The sequence below is a fragment of the Streptomyces sp. NPDC050121 genome, from assembly GCF_044460385.1.
GTDB lineage: Bacteria > Actinomycetota > Actinomycetes > Streptomycetales > Streptomycetaceae > Streptomyces > Streptomyces soliscabiei.
Map to the genome: position 1 here is coordinate 268,467 of NZ_JBITJV010000008.1, position 13,102 is coordinate 281,568.

Sequence of the window (13,102 nt, forward strand, 5' to 3'; positions counted from 1 at the left end):
CGTCGTGCCGGCGGAACAGACTGCTGGGCCACCACATCCAGCGGCCCACGTCCAGGGTGAGCGCGGTGACCAGGACCGAGCGGACGATCAAGGTGTCCAGCAGGACGCCGAACGCGACCGCGAAGCCGAGTTCGGCCGCGAACACCAGCGGGAGTGAGGCCATCGCCGCGAAGGTGCCGGCCAGGACCAGCCCCGCCGAGGTGATGACGCCTCCGGTCGCGGACAGGCCGGTCAGCGCGCCGCGCCGGGTGCCGTGCAGCAGTGCCTCTTCGCGGACCCGGGTGACGAGGAAGATGTTGTAGTCGATGCCGAGGGCGACCAGGAACACGAACGTCAGGAGCGGGAACGACGCTTCCGCCCCGGCGAAGCCGAACACGTGGTCGAACACCAGGCTGCTGACGCCGAGGGCCGCGCCGAACGACAGCACCACTGTCGCCATGAGCAGCAGCGGTGCGACGAGCGCCCGCAGCAGCAGCGCCAGGACCAGGAACACCACGAGCAGCACGATGGGGATGATCACCTCGGAGTCCCGGGCGGCCGCTTTCTGTGTGTCGAGCGCGACCGCCGTGGTGCCGCCGACCTGCGCGTCCGCGCCCTCGACCGCGTGGACGGCGGTTCTGGCCTGCTCGACGGTGCGCATCGCGGCCGTGCTGCTGGGATCGTCCGCGAGCTCCCCCAGCATGAGGGCGTCGCCGTCCTTGAGCGTCGGCGTCGAGACGGCGGCGACTCCCGGGACGTCGGCGAGGGCGGCCCGCACCCGCTCGGCCTGCTCCGCGGACGCGGCCCTGGCCACGACGTAGACGGGGTCGCCCGACCCTGCCGGGAAGTGCCTGGCCTGGATCTCCTCGCCGACGGCCGTCTGTGGTGTGCCGGTGAACTGATCCTTGCTGGAGAGCCCGTCGGCCTTCAGCCCGAACACCCCGACCGCCATGACGCCCAGGGCGAGCGCGGTGCCGATCCACACGAGTCGGGGCCGACCGGAGACGGCGGTGCCGACCCGGGTCCAGACACCGCCGTCCGCGCCGTCAGCGCCGTCCGCGCCCTCACTGTCCGCGCCCTCGCCGGCCGCCCCTTGGGCCGGCTTCACGGGCCAGAAGATCCAGCGGCCGCAGATGACCAGCAGGGCGGGCATCAGGGTGACCATGGCGAGCAGCCCGACGAGGATGCCGACGGCGCAGGCCGGACCTAGTCCCTGGGTGGAGTTCAGGGTGGCCAGCATCAGCAGCGTCAGGCTCACCGCGACGGTCGCGGCGCTGGCGAGGATCGCCGGGCCGGAGCGGTACAGGGCCTGCGCCATCGCCTCGTGCCGGTCGTCGTGCCGCCGTAGTTCCTCCCGGTAGCGCGAGGTGAGCAGCAGGGCGTAGTCGGTGGCGGCGCCGAACACCAGCACGGTCAGGATGAAGCCGGTCTGTTTGTTGACGGTGAGTCCGGCGTTCTTCGCCAGCAGGTAGATCACCGCCTCCGAGGTGACCAGAGCGCCGCCCACGGTCAGCAGCGGCAGCAGGGGCAGCACCGGGCTGCGGTAGGTGAGCAGCAGGATGACGACCACCACGGACGCGGTGATCGCCGTCAGGCTGCCTCCCGAGCTGAAGGCCTTGATCGAGTCGGAGGCGTGACCGGCCGGTCCGGTGACGTGGAACCCGAGGCCGTCGGCGTTCTTCTCGCCGACCTCGGTGAGCGCGTCGACGACCTTGCCGATCCCTTCCCAGCCCGTCCTGTCCTTGTGCACCTGGACCACGGTCTGGACGGCCTCGCCGTCCTGCGACGTCATCGGGCCCTGCGGCCGCCCCACGACGTTCTCGACGCCCTTGAAGGCTTCGGCGTCGGCCCGCGCCTTGCTCAGGTCGGCCGGGGTGACGCCCCCGGGCCGGTCGTAGATCACGATCGCGGGGACGGTGTCGTCGGGCCGGAACCTCTCGGCCCGCTCGACGACCTCGGTCGACTCGGCGTTGCCGGGCAGCCAGGCGGAGTTGTCGTTCTCCTCGACGTCGCCGAGCCGGCCCGCCAGCAGGACGGCCGGGACCAGCAGGGCCGCCCACAGGGCGAGGACGACCCACTTCGTCACTCTGCCGCTGGGCAGGGACGCCATTGTCCGCATCATGTGGATCCCCCCGGTGTTCAGTTGACGTGAGCGAGCTTGTCGGGGTTGGCGACGGTGTAGATCCCGCACACCTGATCGCCGTCCGGTGTGAGGTCGAGGACCATGACGGCGTAGGGGGTGTCGCCGGCGAACAGCAGTGCCGACGGGTCGCCGTTGACCCTGCGGTAGACGACGTCGAGGCCCTGGCCGGAGCGAGGGGCGAGCGCGGCGAACAGGCGGGCGACCTTGTCCCGGCCGTGGACCGGACGCAGGCTCGCCGTCCGGGTGCGGCCTCCGCCGTCGCTCCACAGGGTCACGTCCGGCGCGAGGATCCGCAGGAGGGCGTCCAGGTCGCCGCCGAGCGCGGCGGCCAGGAACCGTTCGGTCACCTGCTGCCGGACGTGCGGGGCGGGCTCGTAGCGGGGGCGCCGGGCCTGGACGTGCTCGCGGGCGCGGTGGGCGAGCTGACGGATCGCCGAGGGGCTGCGGCCGAGGATGTCCGCGATCTCGGTGTGGGCGTAGCCGAAGACCTCGTGCAGGACGAACACCCCGCGTTCCAGCGGTGTGAGCGTCTCCAGGACGACCAGCAGCGCCATCGACACCGACTCGGCGTGCACCGCCGCGTCGGCCGCGTCGTCGCCGACGGGAGTGTCCGTGAGGGGGCCGACGAGCGGCTCGGGCAGCCACGGCCCGACGTAGGTCTCACGGCGGCGGCTGACGGCGGCCCGGTGGGCGAGGGCCCGGTTCACCGCGATCCGCACCAGGTAGGCGCGCGGGTGCTCGATCGGCTCGGCGCCCGGCTCCCGGTTCCTGGCCGCCCACGCCAGCCATGTCTCCTGCAGCACGTCCTCGGTGTCGGCGACGCTGCCGAGCATGTTGTAGACGATGGAGAAGAGCAGCTCACGGTGGTCGTCGAAAGCCGCCTGCGGATCTGGCGGAGAGTGGGACATCGCTGGGCCTCCCGTCACGGATGCGGTCCGTCGCGGACGCATTCCATCGCTGATGCAGTCCGCACTGAGAGGGATCCCGGCCCCCGGAGTGTGACATCCACCCGGAGAATGTGATCTACGTCTCTCCCGCCGGGGCCTGCCTCCTGAACGCCCACTCCGCCTTCGGCTCCATCACACACCGGAAGACCCGCCGGACGGGCGGTGTGCACAGCAGGGTCACGGTCAGGGCTGCGGCGAGGGTGACCGCGACCGCGCCGAGGGGCCGGTGGATCCAGGCGGGGGCGTACCAGTGGGCGGGGCCGGCGCTCTGCTGGACGAAGCCGTGCAGGAGGTAGCCGTAGAGGGTGCCCGCGCCGAGTGCGGTGAACCAGGTGCGCCGTCCCGGTACGCAGGCCAGGAAGCAGGCCACCAGGACGACGGAGCAGCCGAACGTGGCCGGCGTCGTGAACAGGCCGTACCAGGCGGGCGCGCCGAGTTGTTCGGCGCTGTCGTCGTGGAAGAACCAGGCGTAGTCCATACGGGGGACCGCCCAGTACGCCACCGCGAGGGCGCCCACGAGGACCGGCGCCGCCACGAGCCGCACCGCGCGACGGCGCACCAGCAGGAGGTGCTCCGGCCGCAGCAGCAGCCCGAGGACGAAGTAGGGCAGGAACTGCAGGACCCGCTGCAGGGCGAGGTCCTTTCCGATGGCGGAGGAGAGGGTCGCGAGCGTCGCTACGGCCAGCGCGAGTGGCAGCGGCCACCGGACGAGCCGCCAGACCGGCGCGGTCAGCCGCCAGATGAACAGGGCGGCCAGGAACCAGGTCAGGTAGAGCGGGTCCAGCAGGCTGACGTCACGGTCCGGGGCGTCGTCCGTCCATCGCGTGAACAGGGTGTACGCCACCTCGAAGACCACGTACGGCACGGCCACGCCGGTGATCAGCCGCCGGACGCGCTGCGGACCGCCGTCGAACCCGCGCGAGAAATAGCCGGAGACGACGATGAACGCGGGCATGTGGACGGCGTAGACGAGCGTGTACAGCGCGGTGACCGTACGACTGCCCTCGCGCAACGGCTCCCAGGCATGCCCGACGGCGACCAGGACGATCGCCAGGTACTTGGCGTTGTCGAAGAACGCGTCCCTGCGCGCGACGTCCGTCTGCGGGACGTCCTTCTGCGCGACGTCCTTCTGGGTGACCTGCCCGATGCCCATGCCTTCCTGCGTGCAGCCGTGACACCTGTCCCGGCGCTGCTAACCGCCGTACGGCCGGGCAAACCTCCCGTCACTCCTGACGTCCCAGCAGTTCGCGCAGCAGCCGCTCGGCGTCCAGCGCCCTGCGCATCCGGAGGGCGGCGGAGCGATCCGCCGGACGGCCCCGTAGGCTGGCCCCGATGAACGATCCCGGGCAGCAGCACCTCGCGCCGGCGCCCGTGCGGCGCCTGCGGATGCTGCTCGTGCTCGGGTTGCTGGCCGGGCTGTTGGGCATGCACGCCCTGGCTCCCGTCGGCGCCGTTCACGAACACGCGGGGCCGCAGCACATGAAGGTCGCCGCGGCGAGCGCCCACAAGGGCTGTCCCGGAGACGACGGCGGCTGCGGTGGAGGGCACCTCCATCACGCCGACCCGACCTGTGTGGCGGCCGCGGTGAGCGGCGCACCGGCGCTGCCCGCCGTGGTTCCCGACCCGGTGGCCGTCCCGGTGCGCGCCGACGCCGTCCGCTCATACGCGCGCACGGCCCCGGACGGCGCACGCGCGCCACCCTCCCTGGCGGAACTCCAGCTCCTGCGGATCTAGAAACCGCGCCGCACCGCGTCACCGGCACAGCGACACGGTGCGCTTCGGCACGTCCGGATCCACTTCGCAGAACACCCACAGCACAACAGGAGTTCCAGCATGCGCAACACCCGTACCCTGACCCGCCGCGCCGTTCTCGCGGCCGTGTCCGTCACCGCCGCGCTCACCCTCGTCGCCTGCGGCAATGACGGCGACGGCAGTGACGGCAGCAGCAGCGGCACCGGACACGCGGGCGGTCACAGCTCCGCGCCGGCGGCCGCGCACAACGCCCAGGACGTGTCCTTCGCGCAGGGCATGATCCCGCACCACCTCCAGGCCCTGGAGATGGCGAAGCTGGCCGCCGACCGGGCCTCTTCGGCCAAGGTCAAGGATCTCGCCTCGCGCATCGAGAAGGCACAGGACCCGGAGATCAAGACCATGAGCGGCTGGCTGACGTCCTGGGGCGAGGACGTCCCGACGGCCATGCCCGGCATGGACCACTCGGGCGGCTCGGCGATGCCCGGCATGGACCACTCGGGCGGCTCGGCGATGCCCGGCATGATGGACGGCTCGGACATGACGGAGCTGGAGAAGGCGTCCGGCACGGACTTCGACACCATGTTCCTGACCATGATGATCGAGCACCACAAGGGCGCCGTGGACATGGCCGGCATCGAGAAGACCAAGGGCAAGTACGGTCCCGCCACCTCCATGGCCGACGACATCGTCACCGCCCAGACCGCCGAGATCGCCGAGATGAACAAGCTCCTCGGCAAGAGCTGACCGTCCCGAGGGGGCGAGGCCGGTCCGGCGTCCGAACAGGACCCCGGGCCGGCCTCGCCGCCCCCGCCCACTGGATTCCACATACCCCCAGGGGGTATACAGGAGGGGCAGGCAGGACGGGACGACGGAGCCCGCCCGGGACGGAGAAGAAGCCATGCCCCGCAGCGATGACCACACCGATCACACCGATCTCGGCGCTCACGGCGCTCACGGCGCTCACGCGACGCAGCACGCAGGCGCCTCCTGGGAGATGGCGGTGAGGGCGACGCTGCACTGCCTGACCGGCTGCGCCATCGGCGAGATCCTCGGCATGGTCGTCGGCACGGCCTTCGGCTGGGGCAACGCGCCGACCATGGTCCTCGCGATCGCCCTGGCGTTCCTGTTCGGCTACTCGCTCACCCTGTTCGCGGTCCGCCGGGCCGGACTGGACCTCGGGGCCGCGATCAGGGTGGCGCTGGCCGCCGACACCGTGTCGATCGCCGTGATGGAACTCGTCGACAACGCCATCGTCACGCTCACCCCGGGCGCGATGGACGCCCAACTGTCGGACGGGCTCTTCTGGTCGACGCTCCTGGGCGGCTTCGTGGTCGCCTTCGTGATCACCACGCCGGTGAACAAGTGGATGATCGGCCGAGGCAAGGGCCACGCCGTCGCCCACGCCCACCACTGACCCCACTGATCCCACTGACCCTGCTGATCCCGCCGGCCGACCTGGTGAGTCTCCGGCACCGGCTTGCTGGCGGAGAAAAAATACGTCAGGGATCGGCAGGCCACCCGGTGACGGCGACGATCGACACGGGGAGGAATCCAGCGGGCCCCCGCCACCGCCCGCCTCGGCCCACGGCCGCGCCACACCCCGGTCCCGATCGGAGCATCCCTGGATGAGCAGCAGCCTTCGTGACCTTCTGGTCAACCTGGCGTCCGCGGCGATCGCTTTCGTGGCCGGCTGGTCCTTCGGCAGGTTGCGTGACTTATGGCGGTTTCGGAACATGCGAAGTTTCTGGAAGCCGTTCGCCACCAGCGACCTCAGGGTCGTGACGTCGATCTTCATCAAGGAGGAGCACTACATCTGGGAGCGGTCGGGACTGGTCGGCGTCGGAGACGTGCTGGCGCTGAACGAACTGCGCCAGCAGTTGCAGCGGGCGGGAGTCGGCCATCTGCCGCTGACGCCCAGCCACCAGCTGACCGGCCCCGAACGCCAGGGCAACCTCGTACTGGTGGGCGGCCCGCACTCCAACCAGGTGACCGCCGAGGTCATGCAGCGCCTGCCCGTGACGTTCACCTTCGGCTCGGTCGACGCCCACGACGCGAACATCTATGACGCGTCCACCGGGGAGGTCATGCGCTGCGTCATGGATTCCCACGACCAACTGGTCGTCGACCAGGGCATTCTCATTCGCGCGGCCAACCCCTTCAACCGGGAGCGGAACATCGTCATCCTCGCCGGGAGTTTCGGGTTCGGCACGAGCGCCGCGGCGCGACTCCTCGCCGATGCCGCTTTCCTCACCGACACGATCGTCGCCGAGGGGCATCCGTTCGAAGCCGTCTTCTCCGTCGAGATAGTCGGCGGCACGCCTCAGCAGATCGACCTGAAGGAGCTGCGCAGGCTCGCCCCCTCGACCCGCCACTAAGCTCCCCTCATGGGGAGAAGCGCAGGTGAGCAGATGGGGGTCGTGTCCGCGTTGGTGCGGTCGGCGTTCCTCGTGAACGCCGTGTACGCCGAGTCGAGCCGGGTCCACGGGATCACTCCGCAGCAGGGGCAGTTGCTGTGCGTGCTGATGTCGCAGCCGTACGGCATGAGTGAGCTCGGCGAGATGCTCGGGCTCGCCAAGTCAAGCCTGACGGGGCTCGTGGACCGGACGGTCCAGCGCGGCCTGGTGCGTCGCGAGCCCGACCCGCGGGACGGGCGGGCGGTACGCGTCGGACTCACCGAGGAGGGCGACCGCCTCGCGCACGGCTTCTACGACGAGACGTGCCACCGCATCGAGACCTTGCCGTCGGGCCTGACCGCGAGCGAGCGCGACCGGCTGACCGCGCTCCTCGCCCGCGTCGTCCTCGACAACAAGGTCCCGGCGGTCTTCACCGACGACGTCCAGGACACGCCCTAGAGACCTGCCCTGCGTTTGGCGAGTTCGTTCGGTGTGCGGGCGGTGTTCGTTCGGGCGGCGAGTTTCAACGCCGTTGTCACCGCGATCGACATGAGGGCCATCGTCGTCATCGCCGCGGCCGGTGAGGTGAGTTGGGCGATCGTGCCCGCCAGGGCCGCGCTCACGCCCTGCATCGTCAGCATGCCGGCCGAGTGCAATCCCAGGGCGTGGCCGCTGAGTTCGGGCGGGGTCAGGGCCATCAGCCGCTCCTGCTGGACCAGGCTCGCGCCGAAGCCGACGGAGGCCAGGCCGGCGCAGGCCGCGGCGAGCGGGGGCGCGGGGTGCAGGGCGAAGACGACGTAGGGGGTGGCGAGGAGCAGCAGGAGCGGGGTGGCGAGGCGGGGCCGCAGGGACGGCGGGAGGAGGCGGCCCACGGTCACGTCGCCGGCGAGCATGCCCAGCGCCGCGCACGCGAACAGCATGCCCGCCGCGTCGGGGTCGTAGGACACGAAGAGCGCCTCGCAGCCGACGACCAGGCCGTTGGGGAGCCACAGGCCCAGGTAGGTGAGGCGGCGGGGCCGGGAGGACCACAGGACGGCGTTGGTGCGTCGGGTCACGGCAGCCGAGGGACGGCCGACGGCGCGCGGCGGGCGGTCGGTCAGCCCGAGCCGGGCGATCACGGCGGCGGTCGCGTAGAGCAGGACGGCGAGGAGAAGCACCGGGCGTGGGGAGAGTGCGGTCACCAGGGAGCCGCCGGTGGCGTACCCGGCGATCTGCGTGAGCCCGCTCATCATGTTGAAGAGCGAACGCCCGGGCAGATAGCCGTCCTTGGTGAGGATCTCGTTCAGCAGGCCCCAGCGGACGCCGCCGCCGAGCGAGGCGATCAGCCCTTGGACGAGGACGACGACGAAGACCCCCCACACCGGCAGTCCGGGCACGGCGAGGACGGCCGTCGCGGCGGCGAAGCCGAGCGGGAGGCCGGTCAGCGTCGCCTTCGGGGGCAGCCGGTCGGCCCCCGAGAGGAGGAACGTCGCGCCCAGCACCTGGGCGAGCGACGGGCCGAACATGCTCACCGCCGACAGCAACGGGGAGTCGGTGGCCCGGTAGACGAGCGTGCCGAGGGCGAGCCCGCTCACCGTCTGGGCGGCGGTGTGGGCGGCGGAGGAGAGGAAGAGGGGGGTGAACTCGGGGACGCGGAAGAGCTGTCGGTACGTGTGTCCGGTCATGGGCGGAGTCTGGGGCGGGCCGGGGAGGGGCGGTTATTGTTTCGCCGGGGCGCGAAACGTCGATCGTGACCACATCTGTACGGGGGGCCGGACGGTCATGGGCTGGTGGCAGGTGAACGCGGACACTCTGGCCCGCAGCCGGTTCGTGCTCTCGCCGCTCGCGGAGACCTTCGCGAGCCTGAAGCTGCTGCACGCGGGCGTGGGCGCGCACCCGGGCGAGCACGACTGGCTGCACGACCATCTCCCCGGCTACCGCGCCGTGCTCGCCGCCGACCCGGTGACCGCGCTGCTCGTGCGGGCCGGACTGGGGCGGCACTGGATCGCCGACTTCCTCACGCCCACGCCGAGGGACGGCGAGAGTTTCGAGGAGGGTGTGGACCGGGTCCGGGCGGCCCGTCCGGCGGACGTCCGCGACCATCTTCGGATGTCCCTGGCCGGCCCGCTGCCCGCCGCCCTGGACCGCGACGACCTCTCCGAGCGGGCGGCCGCGCTGCTCGAGTACGTGTGGGAGGCGGGCGTACGGCCGTACTGGGAGCGTCGGCGACGCGTCCTGGAGGCCGACGTGGTGGCGCGGACCGCGCAGGTCAGCCGGGGCGGCTGGGCCGCCGTGCTGGACTCCCTGCGGCCGGGGACACGCTGGCTCGGCGAGAGTCGGTTTCAGGTCAACCTGCACGAGTATCCGCCCCGCGAGATCTCCGGGGCCGAGCTGGTGTTCGTACCGGTCACCCCGAAGGCCGGGTGGGTGTCGTGGGAGGGGCGGGAGCGGTACGCCGTCGTCTACCCCTGCGCGGGGGCGCTGGCCGGGGGCCACCGGGAGCGGGCCCGCGCCGCGCCGGCCGCGCTGAGCGCACTGCTGGGCCCCGCGCGGGCGACGGTCCTCGTGCTCCTCGGCGAGGGCCCCCTGAGCACCACCCAACTGGTGGCGGTGACCGGCCAGGGCCTCGGCTCGGTGGGCCGCCACCTGCGCGTCCTGCTGGACGCGGGCCTGGTCCGACGCCACCGGGCGGGCCGCTCGGTGCTGTACTCCCGCACGCCGGCCGGCGAAGCGGTGGCGCGAGCGGCCGGGGCACTCGCGCGGGGACCGGAATCGTAAGCGGGGGGTGCCCCCGGAAGGGGTGGGGTCATCTTGCGGGCTAGCATCCGGAGCATGACTACTGATTCCGGTACCTCTCCCCTCGATGTCCAGATCGGCGCTCTCAAGGGCGGTTCCGCGGAGCTCTCGCAGTACGCGGGCCAGGCTGTGCTGGTGGTGAACGTGGCCTCCAAGTGCGGCCTGACCCCGCAGTACACGGGCCTGGAGAAGCTCCAGGAGCGGTACGCCGGCCAGGGCTTCACCGTCCTCGGCGTGCCCTGCAACCAGTTCCTCGGGCAGGAGCCCGGCAGTGCCGAGGAGATCGCCGAGTTCTGCTCGGCCACCTACGGCGTGACCTTCCCGCTGACCGAGAAGGTCGAGGTCAACGGGGAGGCGCGGCACCCGCTGTACGAGCGGCTCGTCGGGTTCGCGGACGGCGAGGGCCACGACGGCGACATCCGCTGGAACTTCGAGAAGTTCCTGATCGGCCGGGACGGCTCCGTCGTCGCCCGCTTCTCCCCGCAGACCGAGCCGGAGGCCGCCGAGGTCGTCGCGGCCATCGAGGCCCAGCTGGGCTGACGGGGCCGATCGGGCCAACCGGGCCGGCCCTCGCGGAGCCGGCACCCCGGGAACAGCACCGGGCCCTCTCGGCTAGGACGGCGAGCTGGACGAGAGGGCCCGTGGGTGGTTCTTGTGCAGTTGTATCGGTGACGGTCGAGCGTCGGGAAGTCCTCTGCCCTACGCCTTGACCGATGCCACGAAGTCGCTCCACGCGTCGGCGGGGAAGACCAGGTTCGGACCGTCCTGGACCTTGGAGTCCCGGACGAACATGGCCTGGACCGCCGGCGACTTGACCTCGACGCACGCCCCGTTGCCCGTGGAGTACGAAGACTTGGTCCACGTGTGGGCGCTGCCCTGACGAATTGCCATTTTTGCTCCGGAGTGCAGTTGTTGAGTTGCTGTCATCGCGCCAACCTTGTTGCTCGATGGCGTGATCGACGCTACTCGCCAACATCGACTGACGAAGCGACTATTCACTCGACCGGATGACATATTCCACTGGAAACTTCCATCCGGCCGAGAGAAGGCGTACAATGCGGGCCCTCTACGGGTCTGTCAGGGCACGTACTTCTTCGCGATGTCGGCGATGAACTGGCGTGACTGGTCCACGTTCAGGGCCTGGGCGCGCAGGTGCTCGTACATCACGCTGTACTTCTGCACATCGTTCGGCTTCTCCAGGTAGAGGTCGCTGGTGACGCCCTCGATGTAGACGACGCTGGAGTCGGCCGTGTCCGGGAACTCCAGGATCGCGTACTGGCCGTTCAGCCCCGGATGCGCGCCCATGTCGAAGGGGATCACCTGCACGGTGACGTGCGGCAACTGGGACTGCTCCACGAGGTGTTCGAGCTGTTCCCGCATGAGCTCACGGCTGCCGACGACCCTGCGCAGCGCCGACTCGTCCATGACGCTCCACAACCGCAGCGGGTTCTCGCTCGAGGAGACACGTTCCTGCCGACGCATGCGCACCTGCACACGCTTCTCGACCTCCGTGTGCGCGGTCTCCGGCAGCGCGCCCGAGATCAGCGCCTCCGCGTACTGACGGGTCTGCAACAGCCCCGGCACGACCTGCGGGTCGTACACGCGCAGGCTCGCCGCGTCCGTCTCCAGACCGATGTAGACGCTGTACGGAACATCGCCGAAGGCATGCCACCAGCCCTGCTGGCGGGAGTCCTTGGCCATCTCCATCAGCGAGTCGACCATCCGCTGATCCTCGACCTCGTACACCCCGCACAGGTCACGGACGTCACGCTGACTGATGCTGCGCCGGCCGTTCTCCAGCCGGCTGATCTTCGACTGCGACACCAGCAGGCGCTCGGCGACCTCTTCGGCCGTCATGCCCTTGAGCTCGCGGAGCCGACGCAGCTCCTGGCCCAGCCGGCGTCGCCTGACAGTGGGATTGACATTGGACGCCACGGGACGTGCACCTCCGGCTGCGTGCCTGTAACCAACACTTTGTGTATCTGCTGCTGAGCAGACTGCCACCAAGGTGCTTTCTACCGCTGGAAAACGGTGGATATGCGGCCGGTACACGCCAGTTCGGGTCGCCCTCCGAAGAATGCCGGGCAACGCGGCGGGAGCGGCGACGTGTTCCAGGCATGCGTCCGCGCGGGACGGCGGGACACTGGTCCCTCCGCCCCGCGCGGGCCGCGGCGGCTCCCGAACGGGTCTCGCGTCCACCAGGACTTACGTCAGGCGTGCTGCGTCTTGCGTTGTGCGTCTTACCGCTTGCGACTGTGCGACTTGCGACTGTGCGACTCGTGAGCTGCGTGCGTCGTGGGACTGCGGCTCAGTGGGCCACGACACGCGCCATGGAACCTCGGTGCGGCTGCGCCGGAACGCCACGGGCGGGCTCCGGAGCGGGCCTGGCCCCCGGTCCTGCCTGACGGCCGGCGGGTGCCTGCTGGCGACGCGGCTGTGCGGCCGCGCCGTTCTGGACGTCCATCACGGCGTGCGCCACGAGGCCGCCCATCGGGTCGTGCCTGATCAGGTCCCGCAGCCGGGAGCGGGACGAGCGTCCCTCGTTCCCCGGATACAGGTGCTTGCCGAGGCCGACCGCGTGCGCCAGTGCGGCGAGCGCCGCGGTCCGCGGGTCCGGCGGGACGCCGGTGCGGATCGCGGAGTCCAGCCGGGCCCTGATCTCCCGGCTGATGTCGTTGTCCGTCGCCTGGTAGCGAGTCGTCGGCAGCACTCCGCACATCTGGCCCGCGACGGCGGTAACCATGCCGCAGCGCTCCAGATGCGAGAGGTAGGTCTGGCGCAGCCCGAGACGCGGCCCGCCGATCCAGTGGACGGCACGCACAGGAGCGCCGCGCCTTCGCAGCAACTCCAACGCGCAGTCCAAAGTCGGATCTCCAGTCGGCCGTGGTGCCACCACGGCGATACGATCCCCGTCAGGGGCTATCCGTCCGGCCAGCGCCAGCTCCACTAGCTGCGCTCCGGCCAGACCGAGGTCGAGCGACTGCGGCTGTGCGGTGGTACCCGTGGTCGGGTCCAACGCCAGCAGCAACAACTCTTCCGGAAGAGTTCTGCGGCTCATGCCCATCCATGCCTCCCCGCGTGGATGAATGACAGGGTGACCCCTCTCACATTGG

13 protein-coding genes and 1 pseudogene are annotated in these 13,102 nt (G+C 70.8%); 7 read left to right on the forward strand and 7 right to left on the reverse strand.

Features of this window, described 5'->3' with window-relative positions:
- Position 1: 1 nt before the first annotated feature.
- The 3 genes and pseudogenes from ACIBTS_RS15385 to ACIBTS_RS15395 form a co-directional block, all read right to left on the reverse strand.
- Positions 2-2,101 (reverse strand): annotated as a pseudogene (locus ACIBTS_RS15385) (MMPL family transporter); the annotation flags it as partial.
- Positions 2,102-2,118: 17 nt separating this feature from the next.
- Positions 2,119-3,030, reverse strand: a complete 912-nt coding sequence (gene sigJ, locus ACIBTS_RS15390; RefSeq protein WP_319670820.1) for an RNA polymerase sigma factor SigJ — start codon at positions 3,028-3,030, stop codon at positions 2,119-2,121.
- Between the two features lie 115 nt (positions 3,031-3,145).
- Entirely contained in the window at positions 3,146-4,222 is a 1,077-nt protein-coding gene (locus ACIBTS_RS15395; RefSeq protein WP_399319626.1) for an acyltransferase family protein, read from the reverse strand.
- Positions 4,223-4,401: 179 nt separating this feature from the next.
- Here ACIBTS_RS15395 and ACIBTS_RS15400 point away from each other — a divergent pair, with 179 nt between their 5' ends.
- The 5 genes from ACIBTS_RS15400 (at position 4,402) to ACIBTS_RS15420 (ending at position 7,673) form a co-directional block, all read left to right on the forward strand.
- Positions 4,402-4,803, forward strand: coding sequence for a DUF6153 family protein (locus ACIBTS_RS15400; protein ID WP_399319628.1), 402 nt, complete (start codon positions 4,402-4,404; stop codon positions 4,801-4,803).
- Positions 4,804-4,902: 99 nt separating this feature from the next.
- Positions 4,903-5,565 (forward strand): DUF305 domain-containing protein, encoded by a 663-nt coding sequence (locus ACIBTS_RS15405; protein ID WP_399319630.1) that lies wholly within the window; start codon positions 4,903-4,905, stop codon positions 5,563-5,565.
- Between the two features lie 154 nt (positions 5,566-5,719).
- Positions 5,720-6,235 (forward strand): DUF4396 domain-containing protein, encoded by a 516-nt coding sequence (locus ACIBTS_RS15410; protein ID WP_399319632.1) that lies wholly within the window; start codon positions 5,720-5,722, stop codon positions 6,233-6,235.
- Positions 6,236-6,446: 211 nt separating this feature from the next.
- On the forward strand, positions 6,447-7,196 hold the full coding sequence (locus tag ACIBTS_RS15415) for a hypothetical protein (protein ID WP_399319633.1): 750 nt from the start codon (positions 6,447-6,449) through the stop codon (positions 7,194-7,196).
- Positions 7,197-7,229: 33 nt separating this feature from the next.
- Positions 7,230-7,673 (forward strand): MarR family transcriptional regulator, encoded by a 444-nt coding sequence (locus ACIBTS_RS15420; RefSeq protein WP_319670871.1) that lies wholly within the window; start codon positions 7,230-7,232, stop codon positions 7,671-7,673.
- Here the strand turns inward: ACIBTS_RS15420 and ACIBTS_RS15425 are convergent.
- The gene (locus ACIBTS_RS15425; RefSeq protein WP_399319635.1) at positions 7,670-8,878 is read right to left on the reverse strand and encodes an MFS transporter; all 1,209 of its coding nucleotides are present in this window, start codon (positions 8,876-8,878) and stop codon (positions 7,670-7,672) included. The two genes, ACIBTS_RS15420 and ACIBTS_RS15425, sit on opposite strands and share 4 nt — an antisense overlap.
- Before the next feature lie 97 nt (positions 8,879-8,975).
- Between ACIBTS_RS15425 and ACIBTS_RS15430 the strand changes: the two genes are divergently transcribed.
- Positions 8,976-9,971: an ArsR/SmtB family transcription factor gene (locus ACIBTS_RS15430; protein ID WP_399319636.1), complete on the forward strand. Its 996-nt coding sequence runs from the start codon at positions 8,976-8,978 to the stop codon at positions 9,969-9,971.
- A 54-nt stretch (positions 9,972-10,025) separates the two neighbouring features.
- Positions 10,026-10,529, forward strand: a complete 504-nt coding sequence (locus tag ACIBTS_RS15435) for a glutathione peroxidase (RefSeq protein WP_399319637.1) — start codon at positions 10,026-10,028, stop codon at positions 10,527-10,529.
- A gap of 159 nt (positions 10,530-10,688) precedes the next feature.
- On the opposite strand, the gene ACIBTS_RS15440 is transcribed toward ACIBTS_RS15435, so the two are convergent.
- The 3 genes from ACIBTS_RS15440 to ACIBTS_RS15450 all read right to left on the reverse strand — a co-directional run bounded on the left by ACIBTS_RS15440 (position 10,689) and on the right by ACIBTS_RS15450 (position 13,053).
- Positions 10,689-10,880 carry a DUF397 domain-containing protein gene (locus tag ACIBTS_RS15440; protein WP_079661645.1) on the reverse strand — a complete coding sequence of 64 codons (192 nt, stop codon included), beginning with the start codon at positions 10,878-10,880 and terminating at the stop codon, positions 10,689-10,691.
- A gap of 186 nt (positions 10,881-11,066) precedes the next feature.
- A complete protein-coding gene (locus ACIBTS_RS15445) occupies positions 11,067-11,924 on the reverse strand; it encodes a helix-turn-helix transcriptional regulator (protein ID WP_079661644.1) in 858 nt (285 codons plus the stop codon).
- A 373-nt stretch (positions 11,925-12,297) separates the two neighbouring features.
- On the reverse strand, positions 12,298-13,053 hold the full coding sequence (locus tag ACIBTS_RS15450) for a GPP34 family phosphoprotein (protein ID WP_079661643.1): 756 nt from the start codon (positions 13,051-13,053) through the stop codon (positions 12,298-12,300).
- Between the last annotated feature and the right edge of the window lie 49 nt (positions 13,054-13,102).

Excerpts from the sequence above, each read along its gene's own strand:
- sigJ (WP_319670820.1), bottom strand. The coding sequence starts at position 3,030 with ATGTCCCACTCTCCGCCAGATCCGCAGGCGGCTTTCGACGACCACCGT.
- ACIBTS_RS15395 (WP_399319626.1), bottom strand. The coding sequence starts at position 4,222 with ATGGGCATCGGGCAGGTCACCCAGAAGGACGTCGCGCAGAAGGACGTC.
- ACIBTS_RS15400 (WP_399319628.1), top strand. The coding sequence starts at position 4,402 with ATGAACGATCCCGGGCAGCAGCACCTCGCGCCGGCGCCCGTGCGGCGC.
- ACIBTS_RS15405 (WP_399319630.1), top strand. The coding sequence starts at position 4,903 with ATGCGCAACACCCGTACCCTGACCCGCCGCGCCGTTCTCGCGGCCGTG.
- ACIBTS_RS15410 (WP_399319632.1), top strand. The coding sequence starts at position 5,720 with ATGCCCCGCAGCGATGACCACACCGATCACACCGATCTCGGCGCTCAC.
- ACIBTS_RS15415 (WP_399319633.1), top strand. The coding sequence starts at position 6,447 with ATGAGCAGCAGCCTTCGTGACCTTCTGGTCAACCTGGCGTCCGCGGCG.
- ACIBTS_RS15420 (WP_319670871.1), top strand. The coding sequence starts at position 7,230 with ATGGGGGTCGTGTCCGCGTTGGTGCGGTCGGCGTTCCTCGTGAACGCC.
- ACIBTS_RS15425 (WP_399319635.1), bottom strand. The coding sequence starts at position 8,878 with ATGACCGGACACACGTACCGACAGCTCTTCCGCGTCCCCGAGTTCACC.
- ACIBTS_RS15430 (WP_399319636.1), top strand. The coding sequence starts at position 8,976 with ATGGGCTGGTGGCAGGTGAACGCGGACACTCTGGCCCGCAGCCGGTTC.
- ACIBTS_RS15435 (WP_399319637.1), top strand. The coding sequence starts at position 10,026 with ATGACTACTGATTCCGGTACCTCTCCCCTCGATGTCCAGATCGGCGCT.
- ACIBTS_RS15440 (WP_079661645.1), bottom strand. The coding sequence starts at position 10,880 with ATGGCAATTCGTCAGGGCAGCGCCCACACGTGGACCAAGTCTTCGTAC.
- ACIBTS_RS15450 (WP_079661643.1), bottom strand. The coding sequence starts at position 13,053 with ATGGGCATGAGCCGCAGAACTCTTCCGGAAGAGTTGTTGCTGCTGGCG.